Source organism: Streptomyces sp. PH9007 (assembly GCF_059813725.1).
This window is the reverse complement of record NZ_CM187440.1, coordinates 1,601,655-1,618,275: the sequence shown is the minus strand read 5'-3', so window position 1 is coordinate 1,618,275 and position 16,621 is coordinate 1,601,655. Positions and strand designations below refer to the sequence as shown.

General features: G+C 74.0%; 13 protein-coding genes. 10 read left to right on the top strand and 3 right to left on the bottom strand.

The genetic code is table 11. From position 1 onward, the window contains the following. Positions 1–71 precede the first annotated feature (71 nt). Together ACTFAP_RS07320 and ACTFAP_RS07315 are read right to left on the bottom strand one after the other, a co-directional pair. Positions 72–455: a cupin domain-containing protein gene (locus tag ACTFAP_RS07320; protein ID WP_453856575.1), complete on the bottom strand. Its 384-nt coding sequence runs from the start codon at positions 453–455 to the stop codon at positions 72–74. 60 nt (positions 456–515) lie between these two features. Then, positions 516–2,582: a molybdopterin oxidoreductase family protein gene (locus tag ACTFAP_RS07315; protein ID WP_500468536.1), complete on the bottom strand. Its 2,067-nt coding sequence runs from the start codon at positions 2,580–2,582 to the stop codon at positions 516–518. Between the two features lie 174 nt (positions 2,583–2,756). On the opposite strand from ACTFAP_RS07315, the gene ACTFAP_RS07310 reads away from it, so the two are divergent. The 10 genes from ACTFAP_RS07310 (at position 2,757) to ACTFAP_RS07265 (ending at position 15,110) form a co-directional block, all read left to right on the top strand. Then, positions 2,757–3,554 carry a CbiX/SirB N-terminal domain-containing protein gene (locus ACTFAP_RS07310; RefSeq protein WP_495683915.1) on the top strand — a complete coding sequence of 266 codons (798 nt, stop codon included), beginning with the start codon at positions 2,757–2,759 and terminating at the stop codon, positions 3,552–3,554. A gap of 357 nt (positions 3,555–3,911) precedes the next feature. Continuing rightward, on the top strand, positions 3,912–5,177 hold the full coding sequence (locus tag ACTFAP_RS07305; RefSeq protein ID WP_500468535.1) for an MFS transporter: 1,266 nt from the start codon (positions 3,912–3,914) through the stop codon (positions 5,175–5,177). Positions 5,178–5,269: 92 nt separating this feature from the next. Then, on the top strand, positions 5,270–6,589 hold the full coding sequence (locus ACTFAP_RS07300) for a deoxyguanosinetriphosphate triphosphohydrolase (protein WP_500468534.1): 1,320 nt from the start codon (positions 5,270–5,272) through the stop codon (positions 6,587–6,589). 55 nt (positions 6,590–6,644) lie between these two features. Then, the gene (locus ACTFAP_RS07295; protein WP_453856679.1) at positions 6,645–7,898 is read left to right on the top strand and encodes an NAD(P)/FAD-dependent oxidoreductase; all 1,254 of its coding nucleotides are present in this window, start codon (positions 6,645–6,647) and stop codon (positions 7,896–7,898) included. A gap of 156 nt (positions 7,899–8,054) precedes the next feature. Then, positions 8,055–9,044 (top strand): Acg family FMN-binding oxidoreductase, encoded by a 990-nt coding sequence (locus ACTFAP_RS07290; protein WP_500468533.1) that lies wholly within the window; start codon positions 8,055–8,057, stop codon positions 9,042–9,044. 40 nt (positions 9,045–9,084) lie between these two features. Continuing rightward, positions 9,085–9,540, top strand: a complete 456-nt coding sequence (locus tag ACTFAP_RS07285; protein ID WP_400009592.1) for a GNAT family N-acetyltransferase — start codon at positions 9,085–9,087, stop codon at positions 9,538–9,540. A 42-nt stretch (positions 9,541–9,582) separates the two neighbouring features. Further along, positions 9,583–11,331 (top strand): pyruvate dehydrogenase, encoded by a 1,749-nt coding sequence (locus ACTFAP_RS07280; RefSeq protein ID WP_495683911.1) that lies wholly within the window; start codon positions 9,583–9,585, stop codon positions 11,329–11,331. Between the two features lie 83 nt (positions 11,332–11,414). Continuing rightward, positions 11,415–12,029, top strand: a complete 615-nt coding sequence (locus ACTFAP_RS07275) for a Uma2 family endonuclease (protein WP_500468532.1) — start codon at positions 11,415–11,417, stop codon at positions 12,027–12,029. A 9-nt stretch (positions 12,030–12,038) separates the two neighbouring features. Then, complete coding sequence (dnaG, locus tag ACTFAP_RS07270; RefSeq protein WP_500468531.1) at positions 12,039–13,952, top strand: DNA primase; 1,914 nt, start codon at positions 12,039–12,041, stop codon at positions 13,950–13,952. A gap of 153 nt (positions 13,953–14,105) precedes the next feature. Then, complete coding sequence (locus ACTFAP_RS07265; RefSeq protein ID WP_453856565.1) at positions 14,106–15,110, top strand: RNA polymerase sigma factor; 1,005 nt, start codon at positions 14,106–14,108, stop codon at positions 15,108–15,110. 66 nt (positions 15,111–15,176) lie between these two features. Here the strand turns inward: ACTFAP_RS07265 and ACTFAP_RS07260 are convergent, their stop codons facing one another. Beyond that, complete coding sequence (locus ACTFAP_RS07260; RefSeq protein WP_500468530.1) at positions 15,177–16,616, bottom strand: FGGY-family carbohydrate kinase; 1,440 nt, start codon at positions 16,614–16,616, stop codon at positions 15,177–15,179. Positions 16,617–16,621: the final 5 nt, after the last annotated feature.

The window sequence follows — 16,621 nt, the reverse complement described above, 5'->3', positions numbered from 1 at the left end:
GGCACCGGCCACGCACCCGGCGGCACCGGCGAACCGGCGCCCCACGTCCGGGGGAGGGGCGGCGCGCGGCGTCAGCCCCAGCCGGCGCCGGGCGTGAGCGCGTCCGGCACCGCCGTCACCGAGGTGAGCACCAGCACCGCGTCCTCCAGCGCCACCACCGAGTGCCGCACCTGCGGGATCTTCATGATCTCGCCCTCCGCCAGCGGGATCCCGGCCTCCCCGTCACCGGCCGGCACCACCCGGACGGCGCCCCGCACCAGATAGAGACTGGCGGCGGGCGGCGCGTTGTGCTCCTCCAGCTCGGCGCCCGCCGTCAGCGCGATCACGCTCTGCCGCAGCGGACCGTCGTGCAGGAACAGATGGGCGCTGCGGCCGTGCTCCGCCGCGCGGGCCCGGTCCAGATGGTGCTCGGCCAGGGCGTTCAGATGCGTGGTGTGCTGCGTGGTGTCGGTCACCCTTCCATGCTCCGGGGTGCGGGCGGCAGCGCAACCCGGTTCACCATGAAGCGCCCCCTTTCACTCTCGCTCCACTCGCACTGCGCAGATCTTGAACTCCGGCATCCGGGAGGTGGGATCGAGCGCCGGATTGGTGAGCGTGTTCGCCCGCCCCTCACCCGGCCAGTGGAACGGCATGAACACCGTGTCCGGCCGGATCCCCGCGTCGATCCGGGCCGGCGCCACCGCCCGCCCGCGCCGCGAGACGACCACCAGCCGGTCGCCCTCCGCCGCCCCGATCGCCGCCGCCAGCCGTGGATGCACCTGGACGAAGGGCCCCGGCGCCGCCGCGTTCAGCTCCGCCACCCGCCGCGTCTGCGCCCCCGACTGGTACTGCGCCAGCACCCTCCCCGTGGTCAGCAGCACCGGATACTCGGCGTCCGGCTCCTCCGCCGCCGGACGGTGCCCCACCGCCGTGAACCGCGCCCGTCCGTCCGGCGTCGCGAACCGGTCGAGGAACAGCCGGGGCGTCCCCGGGTGATCCTCGGCCGGACACGGCCAGAACACCCCGCCCTCCGCCGTGATCCGCGCGTACGTGATCCCCGCGTAGTCCGCCTTGCCACCGGCGGAGGCCCGCCGCAGCTCCTCGAAGACCCGCTCCGGCTCCTCGGGGAAACCCTCCTCCCACCCCGCGAAGTCCAGCCGCCGCGCCAGCCCGCGCAGCACCGCCAGATCGCTGCGGCACCCGTCCGGCACCGGCACCGCCTGCCGCCGCAGCTGCACCCGGCCCTCCAGATTCGTCAGCGTGCCGCTCTCCTCCGCCCACTGGGTGACCGGCAGCACCACGTCCGCCAGCCGCGCGCTCTCCGACAGCACGACGTCACACACCGCCAGAAAGTCCAGCGACCGCATCCGTTCCTCGATGTGCGCGGCACGCGGCGCCGAGACCACCGGGTTGGAGCCCATCAGCAGCAGCGCCCTGATCCCGCCCGGGTCCGGGCCGCCGAGCGCCTCCAGCAGTTCGTACGCGCTGCGCCCCGGCCCCGGCAGCACGGCGGGGTCCACGCCCCACACCCCGGCCACGTGGGCGCGCGCCGCCGGCTCGGTGAGCATCCGGTAGCCGGGCAGCTGATCGGCCTTCTGCCCATGCTCGCGCCCGCCCTGCCCGTTGCCCTGCCCGGTGAGACAGCCGTAGCCGGAGTACGGGCGACCGGCCCGGCCCGTCGCCAGGCACAGATTGATCCAGGCCGAGACGGTGTCGGTGCCCTTCGCCTGCTGTTCGGGCCCGCGCGCCGTCAGCACCATCGCCGCCTCCGGCGCGCAGAACAGCTCCACCGCCTCCCGCAGCTGGGGCACCGGTACCCCCGTGATGCGCTCCACCAGCTCCGGCCAGTGCGCCATCGCCTCCGCCCGCGCCTCCTCCCAGCCGCTCGTGCGCTCCGCCACGAACGCCTCGTCCACCCGGCCCCCGGCCACCACCAGGTGCAGCAGCCCCAGCGCCAGCGCCAGATCCGTCCCCGGGCGGGGCGCCAGGTGCAGATCGGCCTGCTCGGCGGTGCGGGTACGGCGCGGGTCGATCACGATCAGCGTGCCGCCGTTCGCGCGCAGCTCGGTGAAGTAGCGCAGCGCGGGCGGCATCGTCTCCGCGAGGTTAGAGCCGACCAGGATGACGCAGCCGGTGCGCGGAATGTCGGCCAGCGGAAACGGCATTCCCCGGTCAAGGCCGAACGCCCGGTTCCCGGCCGCCGCAGCCGAGGACATGCAGAACCGGCCGTTGTAGTCGATCTGCGAGGTGCCCAGCACCAGCCGGGCGAACTTCCCCAGCGCGTACGCCTTCTCGTTCGTCAGCCCACCGCCGCCGAACACCGCGACCGCGTCCGCCCCGTACCGCTCCCGTGCCCCCGACAGGCCCGCCGCCACCCGTGCCAGCGCCTCGTCCCAGTCCGCCGGGGCCAGCTCGCCGTCCGCGCCGCGCACCAGCGGCCGGGTCAGCCGGGCGCCCGGATTGAGTACGGCGGTGGCCGTGGCGCCCTTCCCGCACAGCGCGCCCCGCTCCACCACCTGCGGAACACCCTGCGGCACCCGGCGCAGCCCCATCGCGCACTGGAGCGCGCAATACGGGCAATGGGTGTCCGTGATGTCTGTCATATCGGGGCTCATGCGCGCCATCCTGCGCGCGCGGTGTTACGCGGGCCCCGCCCCGGGGTTACGGCCCCGGCGCGCATCGCTCACCCCGCGGACGGGGCGCGGGGTGAGCCCCGGGCGCGGCATTGGTGACACCCGCGCAACACAACGGCAACGCCATGGGCGCAGGCTGGCGGCATGAGCGCCCGCACGATTCCCACCCCCACCCTGGTGGCCGTCGCCCACGGCTCTCCCGACCCCCGCGCCGAACGGAGCATCACCGCCCTGCTGCGCCTGGTGCGCGCGCTGCGGCCGGGACTGCGCGTCGAGGCCGGCTACCTGGAGAACGACACCCCGCGCCTCGCCGACACCCTGGCGGGGCTCGGTGCGGGCGGCGGTGGCCGGGCGGTGCTGGTGCCGCTGCTGTTCAGCCGGGGGTACCACGTCAAGCACGACATCCCCGGGGTGCTGGAGCGGGTACGCGAGGGCCTGACCGTCACCACCGCCGCCTGCCTGGGGCCGCACCCGCTGCTGGTCGACGCCCTGTACAGCCGGCTGGTGGAGGCCGGCTACCGGCGCTCCGCCGACCCGGACGCGGACGGTGTCGTCCTGGCGGCGGCCGGATCGCTGGACCCCGAATCGGCGGCCGGCACCGAATACACCGCCCACATGCTCGCCGACCGGCTCGGCGGCGTACCGGTCCTGCCCGCGTACGCCTCGGCCGCCCGGCCCACGGTGGCCGAGGCGGTCGCCGAACTGCGCCGGAGCGGGCGGAGCAGGATTGCCGTCGCCTCGTGCTTCACCGCGCCGGGCCTGTTCGCCACCCGGTGCGCCGAGGCGGCGCCGGGGGTGGCCGCCGCCCCGCTGGGCGCGCACCCGGCGCTGGCCCGGCTGCTGCTGCACCGCTACGACCAGGCGCGCGGCGCCATCCCGGAGCCCGCCCCCACCCCGGCCCCGGCGACGCGGCGGCCCGCGCTGGTGGCGAGCGAGGGATAGCGGAGGGGGAGGCCGCCGGTTCGGCGGCCCGGCGGATCCGCGCACGTCGTCGCCGAGTTCCGCGCGTTCCTGCCGTGCCCGCGGGTCGGGGTGCTGTTGTCCGGGGGGCGAGCGCGCCCCACGCCGTATCCGGCGGATCTTGTACGTTTCTCGCATGAACGGCACGGCGACCACGCGGACACGGATCCGGACGCGGCGACCGCACCGTGACGGGAGCGGCGAGGTCTTCCCCGGCCGCCCCGAGCCCCTCGCGGCGCGGCCCGCCCCACGGGCCACCGCCGCCGGCCTCACCGACCGAGCGCACGTCCACCGGCACCTCACGCGGCATGTCGGCTCCACACCGGGCAGGTTCCCTTCATGAAACTCGACAAGCCGCTGAGCACTCCGGTGAGCAGCCGTCCCCCCATCGCCCTCTCGGCGGCGGGCTTCGTCAGCTGCTTCGACCGGTTCGCCATCAGCCCGCTGCTGATCCTCATCTCCACCGGGCTCGGCATCCCGCTCGGCACCGCCGTCTTCACCGCCAGCGCCTACTTCCTCGCCTACGGCCTGTCCCAACCTCTGTGGGGCATACTCTCCGACCGCGTCGGCCGGGTCCGCGTCATGCGCTGGACGCTGCTGATCGCGGCCCTCGCCGGCGCGGTCTCCGCGCTCGCGCCCAACGCCCACGTCCTGATCGCGGCCCGGATCGTCGCCGGTGCCTGCTACGGCGCCGTCGTCCCCACCTCCCTCACCTACCTCGGCGACACCGTCCCCGCCGCCCGCCGCCAGCGCGCGCTCTCCGACCTGATGGCCGTCATGGCGGTCGGCACGGCACTGGCCACCGCCGTCGCCGGTGTGCTGGCCGAGGCCGTGGACTGGCGGCTGGTGTTCGCCGCGCCCGCCGTGTGCGCGGTGATCTGCTCGTACGCCCTGCGCACCCTCCCCGAACCCCGGCGCGCCGCGAGCTCGGCGGGCGGCATCGGCGGCCACCTCGGCGCGGTGCTGCGCAACCGGTGGGCGCTCACCGTCTTCGGTCTGGCCTTCGTGGAGGGCGCGGTGCTGCTCGGCACCATGACCCTGCTGGCCACCGCGCTCCAGGCGCGCGGCGTCAGCGCGACCGTCGCCGGGCTCGCCACCGCGATGTACGGGGTCGGCGTCGTGATCTTCTCCCGGGTGGTGCGGATCCTCACCGGGCGGCTGCCGGTGTGGGGGCTGATCGCCATCGGCGGGGCACAGATGTGCGCCGGGTACGGGATCGTCACCGCCTGGGTGACGCTGCCCGCCGTCTTCGTCACCGCCCTGCTGCTGGGCGGCGGCTGGTCGTTCATGCACTCCTCGCTCCAGACGTGGGTCACCTCGGTGGTGCCGCAGGCACGCGGCACCGCGGTGGCGTTCTTCGCCGGAGCCCTGTTCATCGGCTCCTCGGCCGCCGCGACCGCCGCCGGGCCGCTGGCCGAACGCGGGCACTACGCCCTGCTGTTCGGCATCGCCTGTGCTCTGACCGTCCCGCTCACCCTCACCGCCGCGCTGACCCGCCGCCGCTGGCGCCCGGCCCCCGAGGAACCGGTGGCGGTGCCGGGGCCCGTGACGGCGGAGCCCGCCCCCGCCGAGCCGCAGACCCAGGCCGGGCCCGGCGGTCGCTGAGGGCGGACCAGTCAGGGCCGCCACCGGGCCGCCGCACCCCCGCACCACCCCGGCGGCACCCCGCTGTCACCCCCGCCGGTTAATGTCGGGATATGCAACACAGCGCCGCGTACGCCCCAGCCGATGCCGAGCGGTGGGACCCGGAGCCGGACAAACGCTCCGGGCGCACCGCCTTCCAGCGGGACCGGGCGCGGGTGCAGCACTCCGCCGCGCTGCGGCGCCTCGCCGGGAAGACCCAGGTGGTCACCCCGGACACCGGCCACGGCGGTCCGACCGGAGTGGCCGTGGCCGAGCACGCCTGGGACGCCAGCCCCCGTACCCGGCTCACCCACTCGCTGGAATGCGCGCAGGTGGGCCGGGACCTGGGCACGGCCTTCGGCTGCGACTCGGACATCGTGGAGGCCGCCTGCCTCGCGCACGATCTGGGCCACCCGCCGTTCGGGCACAACGGGGAGCGGGTGCTGGACGAGATCGCCGCGTCCTGCGGCGGGTTCGAGGGGAACGCGCAGTCGCTCCGGCTGCTGACCCGGCTGGAGCCGAAACGATTCTCCGAACCCTTCCACCGGTCCGTCGGCCTCAACCTCACCCGCGCCACCCTCGACGCCGCCACCAAGTACCCCTGGCCGCGCGGCGGCCACCCCACCGATCCCGCCTCCCCCAAGTTCGGCGCCTACGAGGACGACCTGCCCGTCTTCGACTGGCTCCGCCAGGGCGCCCCCGGCCACCGCCGCTGCTTCGAGGCGCAGGTCATGGACTGGTCCGACGACGTCGCCTACTCCGTCCACGACGTCGAGGACGGCCTGCACGCCGGGCACCTGGACCCCGCCCTGCTGCTCGCCGAGCCCGAGCGCGCCGAGATCTTCCGCGTCGTCCGGGCCCGCTACGCCCCGCCGTCCACCGGCGACACCGACCTGGCCGCCGCCCTCGACCGGCTGCTCGACCAGCACTGGTGGCCGCACGGCTACGACGGTTCCGCCACCGCCCAGGCCCGGCTCAAGGACGCCACCAGTCAGCTCATCGGACGGTTCTGCCTCGCCGCCGAACAGGCGACCCGCGAGCGGTACGGCCCCGGCCCGCTGCACCGCTACGCGGCCGAACTGATCGTCCCGCCCGACACCCGGCTGGAGTGCGCCGTCCTCAAGGCGGTGGCCGACGTGTACGTCATGCAGCGCCCCGACCAGGAACTCCGCCGGGGCCGCCAGCGCGAGCTGCTCGCCGAACTCGGCGACGCCCTCATCCGCCGCGCCCCCCACGGCCTGGACCCGCAGCACCGCGCCCTTTACGCCGCCGCGGCCGATGACGCATCCGCCCTCCGGGTGATCGTGGATCAGATCGCCGCGCTCACGGACGCATCGGCACGCTCCCTGCACGCCCGCCTCACCGCGTCGTCCCCGGGGTATGTGTGGGGGTGACCATCCCCCAGCACAGCAGGGGACACCTGCGGCAAGGAGGCAGCGCGTGGACGGTATGGACGGCATGCACCGCACGTTCGTGATCATCGGAGGGGGGCTGGCGGGCGCCAAGGCCGCCCAGACCCTGCGGGAGGAGGGCTTCGGCGGCCGGGTCATCCTCATCGGCGACGAGCACGAACAGCCCTACGAGCGCCCCCCGCTGTCCAAGGGCTACCTCGCCGGACGTGCGGCCAAGGAGAGCGTGTTCGTCCACGAGCCGTCCTGGTACGCCACCCACCGCGTCGAACTGCACCTCGGCCAGCAGGCCGTGCACATCGACCGCGAGGAGCGGGAGGTGCGGCTCGGCGACGGCGCCCGCGTGCCGTACGACGCCCTGCTGCTGGCCACCGGCGCGGAGCCGCACCGGCTCCAGATCCCGGGCGCGCGCGGCGTGGCCGGAGTGCACCATCTGCGCCGCCTCGCGCACGCCGACCATCTGCGCGCCGTGCTGGCCGACCGCACCCGGCAGGGGGAGCCGCTGGTTATCGCGGGCGCCGGCTGGATCGGCCTGGAAGTGGCGGCGGCCGCCCGCGAGCTGGGCTCGCCCGTGGTGGTCGTGGAGCCCTCGCCCACCCCCCTGCACGGCGTGCTGGGCCCGGAGCTGGGGGAGGTGTTCACCGGGCTGCACCAGGAGCACGGGGTGGAGTTCCGCTTCGGCCGCCGGCTCGCCTCGATCAGCGGGCGGGACGGGCAGGTCGCCGGGGTGGTCACCGACGACGGCGAGGAGATCCCGGCCCGCGCCGTCCTGGCGGCGATCGGGGTGCGGCCCCGTACGGCGCTGGCCGAGGCCGCCGGGCTGAAGCTGGCCGAGGACACGGGCGGGGTGGCGGTGGACGCCTCGCTGCGCACCAGCGATCCGCACATCTGGGCGGCCGGCGACATCGCGGCCTTCCCGGCGCCGGCCGGCGGGCGGCTGCGGGTGGAGCACTGGGCGAACGCCCTGAACTCGGGGCCCGCGGCGGCCCGCGCGATGCTCGGGCGGGAGGTGACCTATGACCGGGTGCCGTACTTCTTCTCCGACCAGTACGACGCCGGTCTTGAGTACTCGGGCTGGGCGCCGCACGGCGCGTACGACCGGGTGGTGTACCGGGGCGAGGTGGGCAAGCGGGCGTTCATCGCGTTCTGGCTGAGCGCCGAGGGCCGCGTCCTGGCCGGGCTCAACATGAACGTGTGGGACGTCACCGGGCCGATCCAGGAGCTGATCAGGTCGGGCCGCCCGGTGGACGCGGCGGCGCTGGCCGACCCGGCGACGGACCTCGGCTCGCTCTGACCCGCCGCTCCGGTTCCCCGGGCGCGGCCCGCGCCCGGGAACCGGCCGGTCCGCCGGTGTTCCGCCTGGTGTTCCGCCCGGTGCGGCATAGGGTGGCATACAGGTGCGAAGCACCGGCGCGGACGGACCGGACGAGCGAGGTGGCGGCAGGTGGTCGTGCGGGACGCGAAGCCCGATGAGCAGTCCGTGACCTCGCTGGCGGCGGCGGCCGGGACGGCGCCCTCCATGTTCAACGCGCAGCCCTGGCGGTTCCGCTACCTGCGCGACGCCGCCACCTTCCAGCTGCGCGCCGCCCTGGACCGCACCCTCCCGCACGCCGACCCGCACGGCCGCGCGCTGCATCTGGGCTGCGGCGCCGCCCTGTTCAATCTGCGGGTGGCCGTCGCCCACGCGGGCTGGGAGCCGGTCGTCACTCTGCTGCCCGACCCCTACGACCCCCGGCTGCTGGCCACCGTACGGCTGGCCCCCGCCGAGGCCCCCGATCCGGAGCTGGCCCGGCTGCACCCGACCCTCACCCGCCGGCGCAGCAGCCGGCTGCCGTTCCGCGACGAACTGGTGCCCGAGCCGGTACGCGCCAGGCTGCGCCGGGCCGCGGAGCTGGAGGGCGGTCAGCTGCACTTCCCCTCCGTCTGGCACGTGCGGGCCATCCTGGAACTGGTCCGCGACGCGGAGGGCCGCGACCGGGCCACCCCGGCGCGCGCCGAGGAGCGCGAGCGCTGGACCCGTACCCCCGAGGAGGCGCGGACCGCGACGGATGGCGTGGTGGAGCAGGTGCTCGGCCCGTACGGCGGCTACCACAGCATCCCGGTACGGGATCTCGCCGGGCGGCACAGCGCGTTCGAGGAGGGGGACCCCACCCCGTTCGAGGAGGAGCCGCAGCTGGCGCTGCTGGGCACCGCCGAGGACCGGCCGGCGGACTGGCTGCGGGCGGGGCAGGCGATGGAACGGGTGCTGCTGCTGTGCACCGAGTACGGGCTGTCCACCGGGCTCACCACCCAGGTGCTGGAGTGGTCGGAGCTGCGCTGGCCGGTGCGTGATCCCGAGTCGGGGATGGGGCAGGTGCAGATGGTGATCCGGCTCGGGTACGGGCCGCCGGTGCCCGGTTCGCCGCGCCGCCCGGTGGGGCAGACCCTGGAGATCGCCTGACGGGCGCCGCGGTTCTGGCCGCCCTCACTACAGTGGCGGCATGAGCGCCATCCGTACCGCCGTCGTCCCCGTCTCCGAGATCTTCCGGCTGCGCTGGGACGTGCTGCGCCCGGGCCTGCCGGCCGCGAGCGCCGAGTTCGCCGAGGACACGCTGCCGGGGACGTTCCATCTCGCCGCCTACGAGGGCGCGGGGACCCGGGTGCTGGGGTGCATCACGCTGTTCGCCGATCCGCTGGACGGCGACACCACGGCGTACCGGTTCCGGGGGATGGCGAGCGACCCGGCCGCGCGGGGCCTGGGCTACGGCGCGGCGGTGCTGGCGGCGGCCGAGCGGGAGGCGGCGGAGCGCGGGGCCGGGCTGCTGTGGTGCAACGGCCGCACCGAGGCGCGCGGCTTCTACGAGCGGCACGGCTACGCGGTGCGCGGCGAGGAGTTCGTGATCGAGGGCGTCGGCCCGCACTACGTCCTCACCCGGAAGATCCCCAGCCGGGCATAACGCCACATATGCGGTTACGTTGCTCGTGGAGGTGCATGAGCGATGGCCAGACAGACCGTGGCGGAACAGTTTGTGGACACCCTGGTGCGCAGCGGGGTGCGGCGCCTGTACGGCGTCGTCGGGGACAGCCTCAACCCGGTGGTGGACGCGATCCGGCGCGATCGCTCCATCGACTGGATCCAGGTGCGGCACGAGGAGACCGCCGCCTTCGCCGCCGGTGCCGAGGCCCAGATCGCGGGCCGGCTCGCCGCCTGCGCGGGCTCCTGCGGCCCCGGCAATCTGCACCTGATCAACGGCCTGTACGACGCCCACCGCTCGATGGCGCCGGTGCTCGCCCTCGCCTCCCACATCCCCTCCAGCGAGATCGGCACCGGCTTCTTCCAGGAGACCCACCCGGACCAGCTGTTCCGCGAGTGCAGCCACTACTGCGAGCTGATCTCCAACCGGCGGCAGATGCCGCGGGTGCTCCAGACCGCGATCCAGCACGCGGTGGGCCGGGGCGGGGTGAGCGTCGTCGCGCTGCCCGGGGACATCGCCGGCGAGCAGGTCGCCGAGCGCGCCGAGGAACACGCCCTGGTCACCAGCCGTCCGGCGGTCCGCCCGGCGGACGGCGAGATCGAGACGCTGGCGCGGATGGTGGACGCGGCGGACCGGGTCACGCTGTTCTGCGGCAGCGGGACGGCGGGGGCGCACGCGGAGGTGATGCGGTTCGCCGAACGCGTGAAGGCGCCGGTGGGCCACGCGCTGCGCGGCAAGGAGTGGATCCAGTACGACAACCCGTACGACGTGGGCATGAGCGGACTGCTGGGCTACGGCGCGGCGTACGAGGCCACCCACGAGTGCGATCTGCTGCTCCTGCTCGGCACGGACTTCCCCTACAACGCGTTCCTGCCGAGCGGCGGGGAGGTCAAGATCGCGCAGGTGGACGTGCGCCCCGAGCATCTGGGCCGGCGCTCCACCCTGGACCTGGCGGTGTGGGGGGATGTGAAGGAGACCCTGGACTGCCTGACCCCGCGGGTCCGCGCCAAGACCGACCGGCGCTTCCTGGACCGGATGCTGAAGAAGCACGCGGACGCGCTGGAGGGGGTGGTCAGCGCGTACACGAAGAAGGTGGAGAAGCACACCCCGATCCACCCGGAGTACGTGGCCTCGGTGCTGGACGAGGAAGCGGCCGACGACGCGGTCTTCACCGTGGACACCGGGATGTGCAACGTGTGGGCGGCGCGCTATCTCACCCCGAACGGGCGGCGCCGGGTGATCGGGTCCTTCAGCCACGGATCGATGGCCAACGCCCTGCCGCAGGCGATCGGCGCGCAGTTCACCGACCGGCGGCGGCAGGTGATCTCGATGTCGGGGGACGGCGGGTTCACCATGCTGATGGGGGACTTCCTCACCCTGGTCCAGTACGACCTGCCGGTGAAGGTGGTGCTGTTCAACAACTCCACGCTCGGGATGGTGGAGCTGGAAATGCTGGTGGCGGGATTGCCGGCGTACGGCACCGGCAACCACAACCCGGACTTCGCGGCGCTCGCGGAGGCGGCCGGGGTGCACGCGCAGCGGGTGGAGAAGCCCAAGGACCTGCGGTCCGCGCTGCGGTCCGCCTTCAAGCACAAGGGTCCGGCCCTGGTGGACGTGGTGACCGACCCGCACGCGCTGTCGATCCCGCCGAAGATCAAGGCCGAGATGGTCACCGGCTTCGCCCTGTCGGCCGGGAAGATGGTGCTGGACGGCGGCGTGGGCAAAATGGTGCAGATGGCCCGCTCCAATCTGCGCAACATTCCGCGACCGTAAACCTCAGTCCCTTGGTTCACCCGTCCGCGTGGCTGTGTCCGGACGGGTGGAGGCGAAGGTCTCAGCACTCCTAGGGTGAGGGGGTGGCGGTGGACGAGTTGACTCCGGCAGAGTTCGAAGACCTTGCCAGGATCGCGCAGAACCTGGATACACCGGATGGCTTGAAGGCCGAGATCATCGGGGGCCGGATTGTTCTTTCCCGCTGGGCGGACTCGTGTCATGTGCGTTCACTGGCACGGATCCGGCCGGCGCTGATGACGCATGCCCCGGAAGGGCATGCCGCTGAACTCTTGCGCCTGCTCTTCGCCTTTCCCGGGGCACGGCGAGCCTATGGGCCTGACCTCTATGTGGCAGAAGAGTCCGCCTTTGACCGGTCGGAAGGGCCGCTCGACGCCGAGGTGCTTTCCTTGGCCGCAGATCACACTTCTTCGTCGACCAGGGATGATGACCGAGACGAGAAGCTCCTTGTCTATGGCCGGACCGTGCCGATCTACCTGCTGGTGAACATGGAACAGCGGGACGCGTCCGTGTTCTGGAATCCGTCGTCCCGTGGTTACCGAAGTCGTCACACGGTTCCCTTCGGCCGGACGTTGGCCATTCCGGAGCCGTTCGGCTTTGGCCTGGACACGGCGGCGCTGGACACGGCGGTGCTGGGGCCGGTCGGCGGTGCCGGCCGGGCTGTCGGCGGCCGGCCGTAGACTGCCCGTGTGGCGGGCAGGATCAATGACGACGACGTGAAGGCGGTGCGGGACGCGGTCCCGATCGACTCCGTCGTGTCCGAGTACCTCCAGCTGCGCAGCGCCGGCGGGGGCAACCTCAAGGGCCTGTGCCCCTTCCACGACGAGAAGTCCCCCTCCTTCCAGGTGTCGCCCAGCAAGGGCCTCTTCCACTGCTTCGGCTGCCAGGAGGGCGGCGACAGCATCAGCTTCCTGATGAAGCTGGAGCACCTCACCTTCGCCGAGTCCGTCGAGCGGCTCGCCGCCCAGGCCGGCATCACGCTGCGCTACGAGCAGGGCGGGTACAACAGCAACCGGCAGCAGGGCGAACGCACCCGGCTGATCGAGGCGCACAAGGTGGCCGCCGCGTTCTTCACCGAGCAGCTCGCCTCGCCCGAGGCCGAGATCGGCCGCAGCTTCCTCCAGGAGCGCGGCTTCGACGAGCAGGCCGCCACCCACTTCGGCGTCGGGTACGCCCCGGCCGGCTGGGACCAGCTGGTGCGCTACCTGCGCGGCAAGGGCTTCACCGACCGCGAGCTGATCACCTCCGGCATCGCCCAGGACGGCCGGCGCGGCCCCATCGACCGCTTCCGCGGCCGGCTGATCTGGCCCATCCGCGACATCACGGGCGAGGTGGTCGGCTTCGGCGCCCGCAAGCTGCGCGAGGACGACAACGGTCCCAAGTACCTCAACACCCCGGAGACTCCGCTCTACCGCAAGTCGCAGGTGCTGTACGGCATCGACCTGGCCAAGCGCGACATCGCCAAGGACAACCGCGCGGTGGTGGTCGAGGGGTACACCGACGTCATGGCCTGCCATCTGGCGGGCATCACCACCGCCATCGCCACCTGCGGCACCGCCTTCGGCGCCGAGCACATCAAGATCCTGCGCCGGGTGCTGATGGACGACAGCGGCTCGCACCGGGCCGGTGAGGTGGTCTTCACCTTCGACGGCGACGCGGCCGGGCAGAAGGCGGCGCTGCGCGCGTTCGAGGACGACCAGCGGTTCGCGGCCAGGACATCGATCGCGATCTCGCCGGGCGGGATGGACCCGTGCGACCTGCGGCTGGCGCACGGCGACCAGGCCGTGGCGGAGATGGTGGAGAACCGGACGCCGCTGTTCGAGTTCGCCGTCCAGTCGATCATCGCGCGGCACAACCTGGACACGGCGGAGGGCCGTTCCGCGGCGCTGGAGCAGGCCACCCCGGTGGTGGCGCAGATGAAGGACTCCTCCCTCCAGCACGAGTACGCCGTCCGGCTGGCCGGCCTGGTCGGCATCCCCGACGAGCGGTTCGTCGTGCAGCGGGTGGCCCAGCTGGCCCGCTGGGAGCGCGAGCGCAAGCAGCGCGGCGAGTCCCCGCGCGGGCGCAGGTCCGTTCCGGCGCCGGCCGCCCCCGCCGTGCCCGAGCGGCGCGGCCCGGCCGTCGACCCCAACAATCCGGCGCACCAGGTCGAACGCGAACTCCTGAAGCTCGCCCTCCAGTTCCCGCATCTGGTGGCACCGGCCTTCGACGCGTACGAGGAGAGCGAGTTCACCGCACCGCCGTACACGCTGGTGCGCCGGCTCATCGCCGCGGCCGGCGGGGTCACCGACGCCGACGAGAACCTGGTGACCCGGGTCCTGGACGCGGCGCCGGACGACACGGTGCGCGTGCTCATCCGGGAGCTGACCGTCGAGGCGCCGCTGACCTCGCGCGCCCCCGACGAGCGGTACGCGGGCGAGCATCTGGTGCGGGTCCGGCTGGCCGCCGTCGAACAGCGCATGCGTGACCTGGAGATCGTCGCGCGCCGCATCGAGGCGCAGTCCGCCAACAGCCAGGCCGCCCAGGAACGGCAGCAGCTGTGGACGCTTCAGCAGTACCGCACGGCGTTGCAGGCGCGCGGCCCGGCGGCTCTGTACGGCTGACCGGGCGCCGTCCACCCCGGCGCGTGAACCCCGTGTAACAGCGGGGTAATTGGGCATAGCACACCAGGAGCCGCCAGCACAAAAAATGGACGCATGCCTCTCGTGACCGGACAGCCCCCCACGCGCCGGTCGCGATCACTGTGGAGGTCGCCCGTGTCGCCCGTGCAGAGCCAGATCCTCGATGTTCCGGCACCGGTTCGGGTCCGGAAGCCACCCGCTCCACCGGTGTCGGCGTCGGGCGCGTCGGCCGACCTCTTCCGGCAGTATCTGCGGGAGATCGGCCGCATTCCGCTCCTGACGGCGGCGGAGGAAGTGGAGCTGGCCCGCCGGATCGAGGCCGGGCTGTTCGCCGAGGAGCGCCTGGCGGCGGCCCACGGCGCGCAGCGGCACGACCCGCGGCTCGCCCTGGACCTCGACCAGCTCGTGGTCCGCGGCCGGCGCGCGAAGCGGCAGCTGATCGAGGCGAACCTCCGGCTGGTCGTCTCCGTCGCCAAGCGGTACATCGGGCGCGGGCTGACGATGCTGGATCTGGTCCAGGAGGGCAATCTGGGGCTGATCCGGGCGGTGGAGAAGTTCGACTACGCCCGGGGCTTCAAGTTCTCCACGTACGCGACCTGGTGGATCCGCCAGGCCATGTCGCGGGCGATCGCCGACCAGGCCCGCACGATACGCGTCCCGGTGCACGTGGTGGAGCTGATCAACCGGGTGGTGCGGGTGCAGCGCCGGGTCCTTCAGGAGCGCGGCTACGAGCCGTCCCCGGCCGAGGTCGGCGTCCTGCTCGGGCTGACGGCGGCGCGGGTGACGGAGATCCTGCGGCTCGCCCAGGACCCGATCTCCCTCCAGTCCCCGGTGGGGGAGGAGGACGACGTCAATCTGGGCGACCTGATCGAGGACGTTGACATCCCCTCGCCGGCCGAGTCGGCGGCGTTCCTGCTGCTGCGGGAGCAGCTGGAGGCGGTGCTGTCCACCCTGGGCGACCGGGAGCGGCGGGTGGTCGAGCTGCGCTACGGCCTGACGGACGGGCGGCCCCGGACGCTGGAGGAGATCGGCCGGCTGTTCGGCGTGACGCGGGAACGCATCCGGCAGATCGAGCACAAGACGCTCGGCAAACTGCGCGACCACGCCTACGCCAACCAGCTGCGCGGCTACCTGGACTGACCGGCCGCCGGGTGCGCCGCCCGCCCACTCCCCGTCGGGGCCTCCGACATCCGGCCGGGGAGCGCGTCACCCCTGCGGGTGCGTGGTGTCCCGGACCGCCCCGTACTGCTGGCGGATGGCCTTGCCCGTGGGCAGGTCGTCGCCCGGGTGGTAGGTCTCCCCGTCCTGCTCGGGCCACTTCGGCGGGGTGTCCGGGGTCAGCCGGCCCTGTTCGACGCCCAGGGCCCAGGCCGCCTGGCGGGCCGCGCCCAGGGCGGTGTAGGCGGCCGGGGCGGGGATCACCACCGGGGCGCCGAGCAGCGCGGGGGCGAGTTCGCGCACCGCCGGCAGGTCCGCCGCCGCGCCCAGCAGGAAGAACCGGTCGATGCGTACGCCGCGTTCGCGCAGCACGTCCGCCGCGTCCGCCAGGCCGCACAGCATCCCCTCGAACGCCGCCCGCGCCAGGTGTTCGGGCTTCATGCTCTCCCGGCGCAGGCCGGTCAGGGTGCCCGCCGCGTGCGGGAGCGCGGGCACCCGCTCGCCCGCCAGGTACGGCAGGAACACCAGCCCGTGGGCGCCCGGCGTCGAGCGCAGGGCGAGGTCGGAGAGCGCGGGCAGGTCGCAGCCGAGCAGTTCCGCGGTGCCGCGCAGCACCCGTACCGCGTTGAGGGTGCGGACCACCGGCAGGTGGTGGCCCGTGGCGTCCGCGTACGCGGTGACCGCGCCGCTGCTGTCGGGCGGCAGCGCCGCGTGGTGGACGGCGCAGACCGAGCCGGAGGCGCCGAGGGAGAGCACCGCGTCCCCGGGGCCGACGCCGAGCCCGAAGGCCGCCGCCATCGTCTCGCCGGTGCCCGCCGAGATCAGCTGGCCCTCCGGGGTGCGCCCGGCCGGCTGGGCGGGTGCGAGGACCTCGGGCAGCGCGACCGCGTGTCCCAGGGCGAGTTCGACGAGTTCGGGCCGCCACTCGCCGCCCACCGGCGACCAGTAGCCGGTGCTGGAGGCCCCGCCCCGGTCGGTGGCCATCCGGGCCGGGCGGCCCAGCAGTTGCCACACGAGCCAGTCCTGGGCGAGTGCCACTCCGGCGACCCGCCGGGCCGCCTCGGGGTGTTCGCGCGCGAGCCGGCGCAGCCGGGCCACCGGCTGTCCGCCCTGGGGCACGGAGCCCACCGCGCGGGTCCAGGTGTCGGGGCCGCCGAGCGCGTCGATCAGTTCGCGGGCCGCGGCGTCGAGCGCGGCCGTGCGGGTGCGGTCCTCGCCGCCCACCCCGGGGGAGGCGGCCCGTACCGGCGCTCCGCCCTCGTCCAGCGCGACCACGGCGTGCGGCTGCGCGGCGACCCCGATCGCGGCGACGTCCTCCAGGACGCCGCCGCCGGCCGCCTCCCCCAGGGAGTGCAGCCACGCCTCGGGGGTGGCTTCTTCCTTCGGGTGGTCGGCGTGGCCGTGCCGTACCACCTGGCCCGTATCGGTGTCACAGACCACGATGCGGGTGTAAACGGACGAGCTGTCCAGACCGGCGACAATCCCCATGTGGC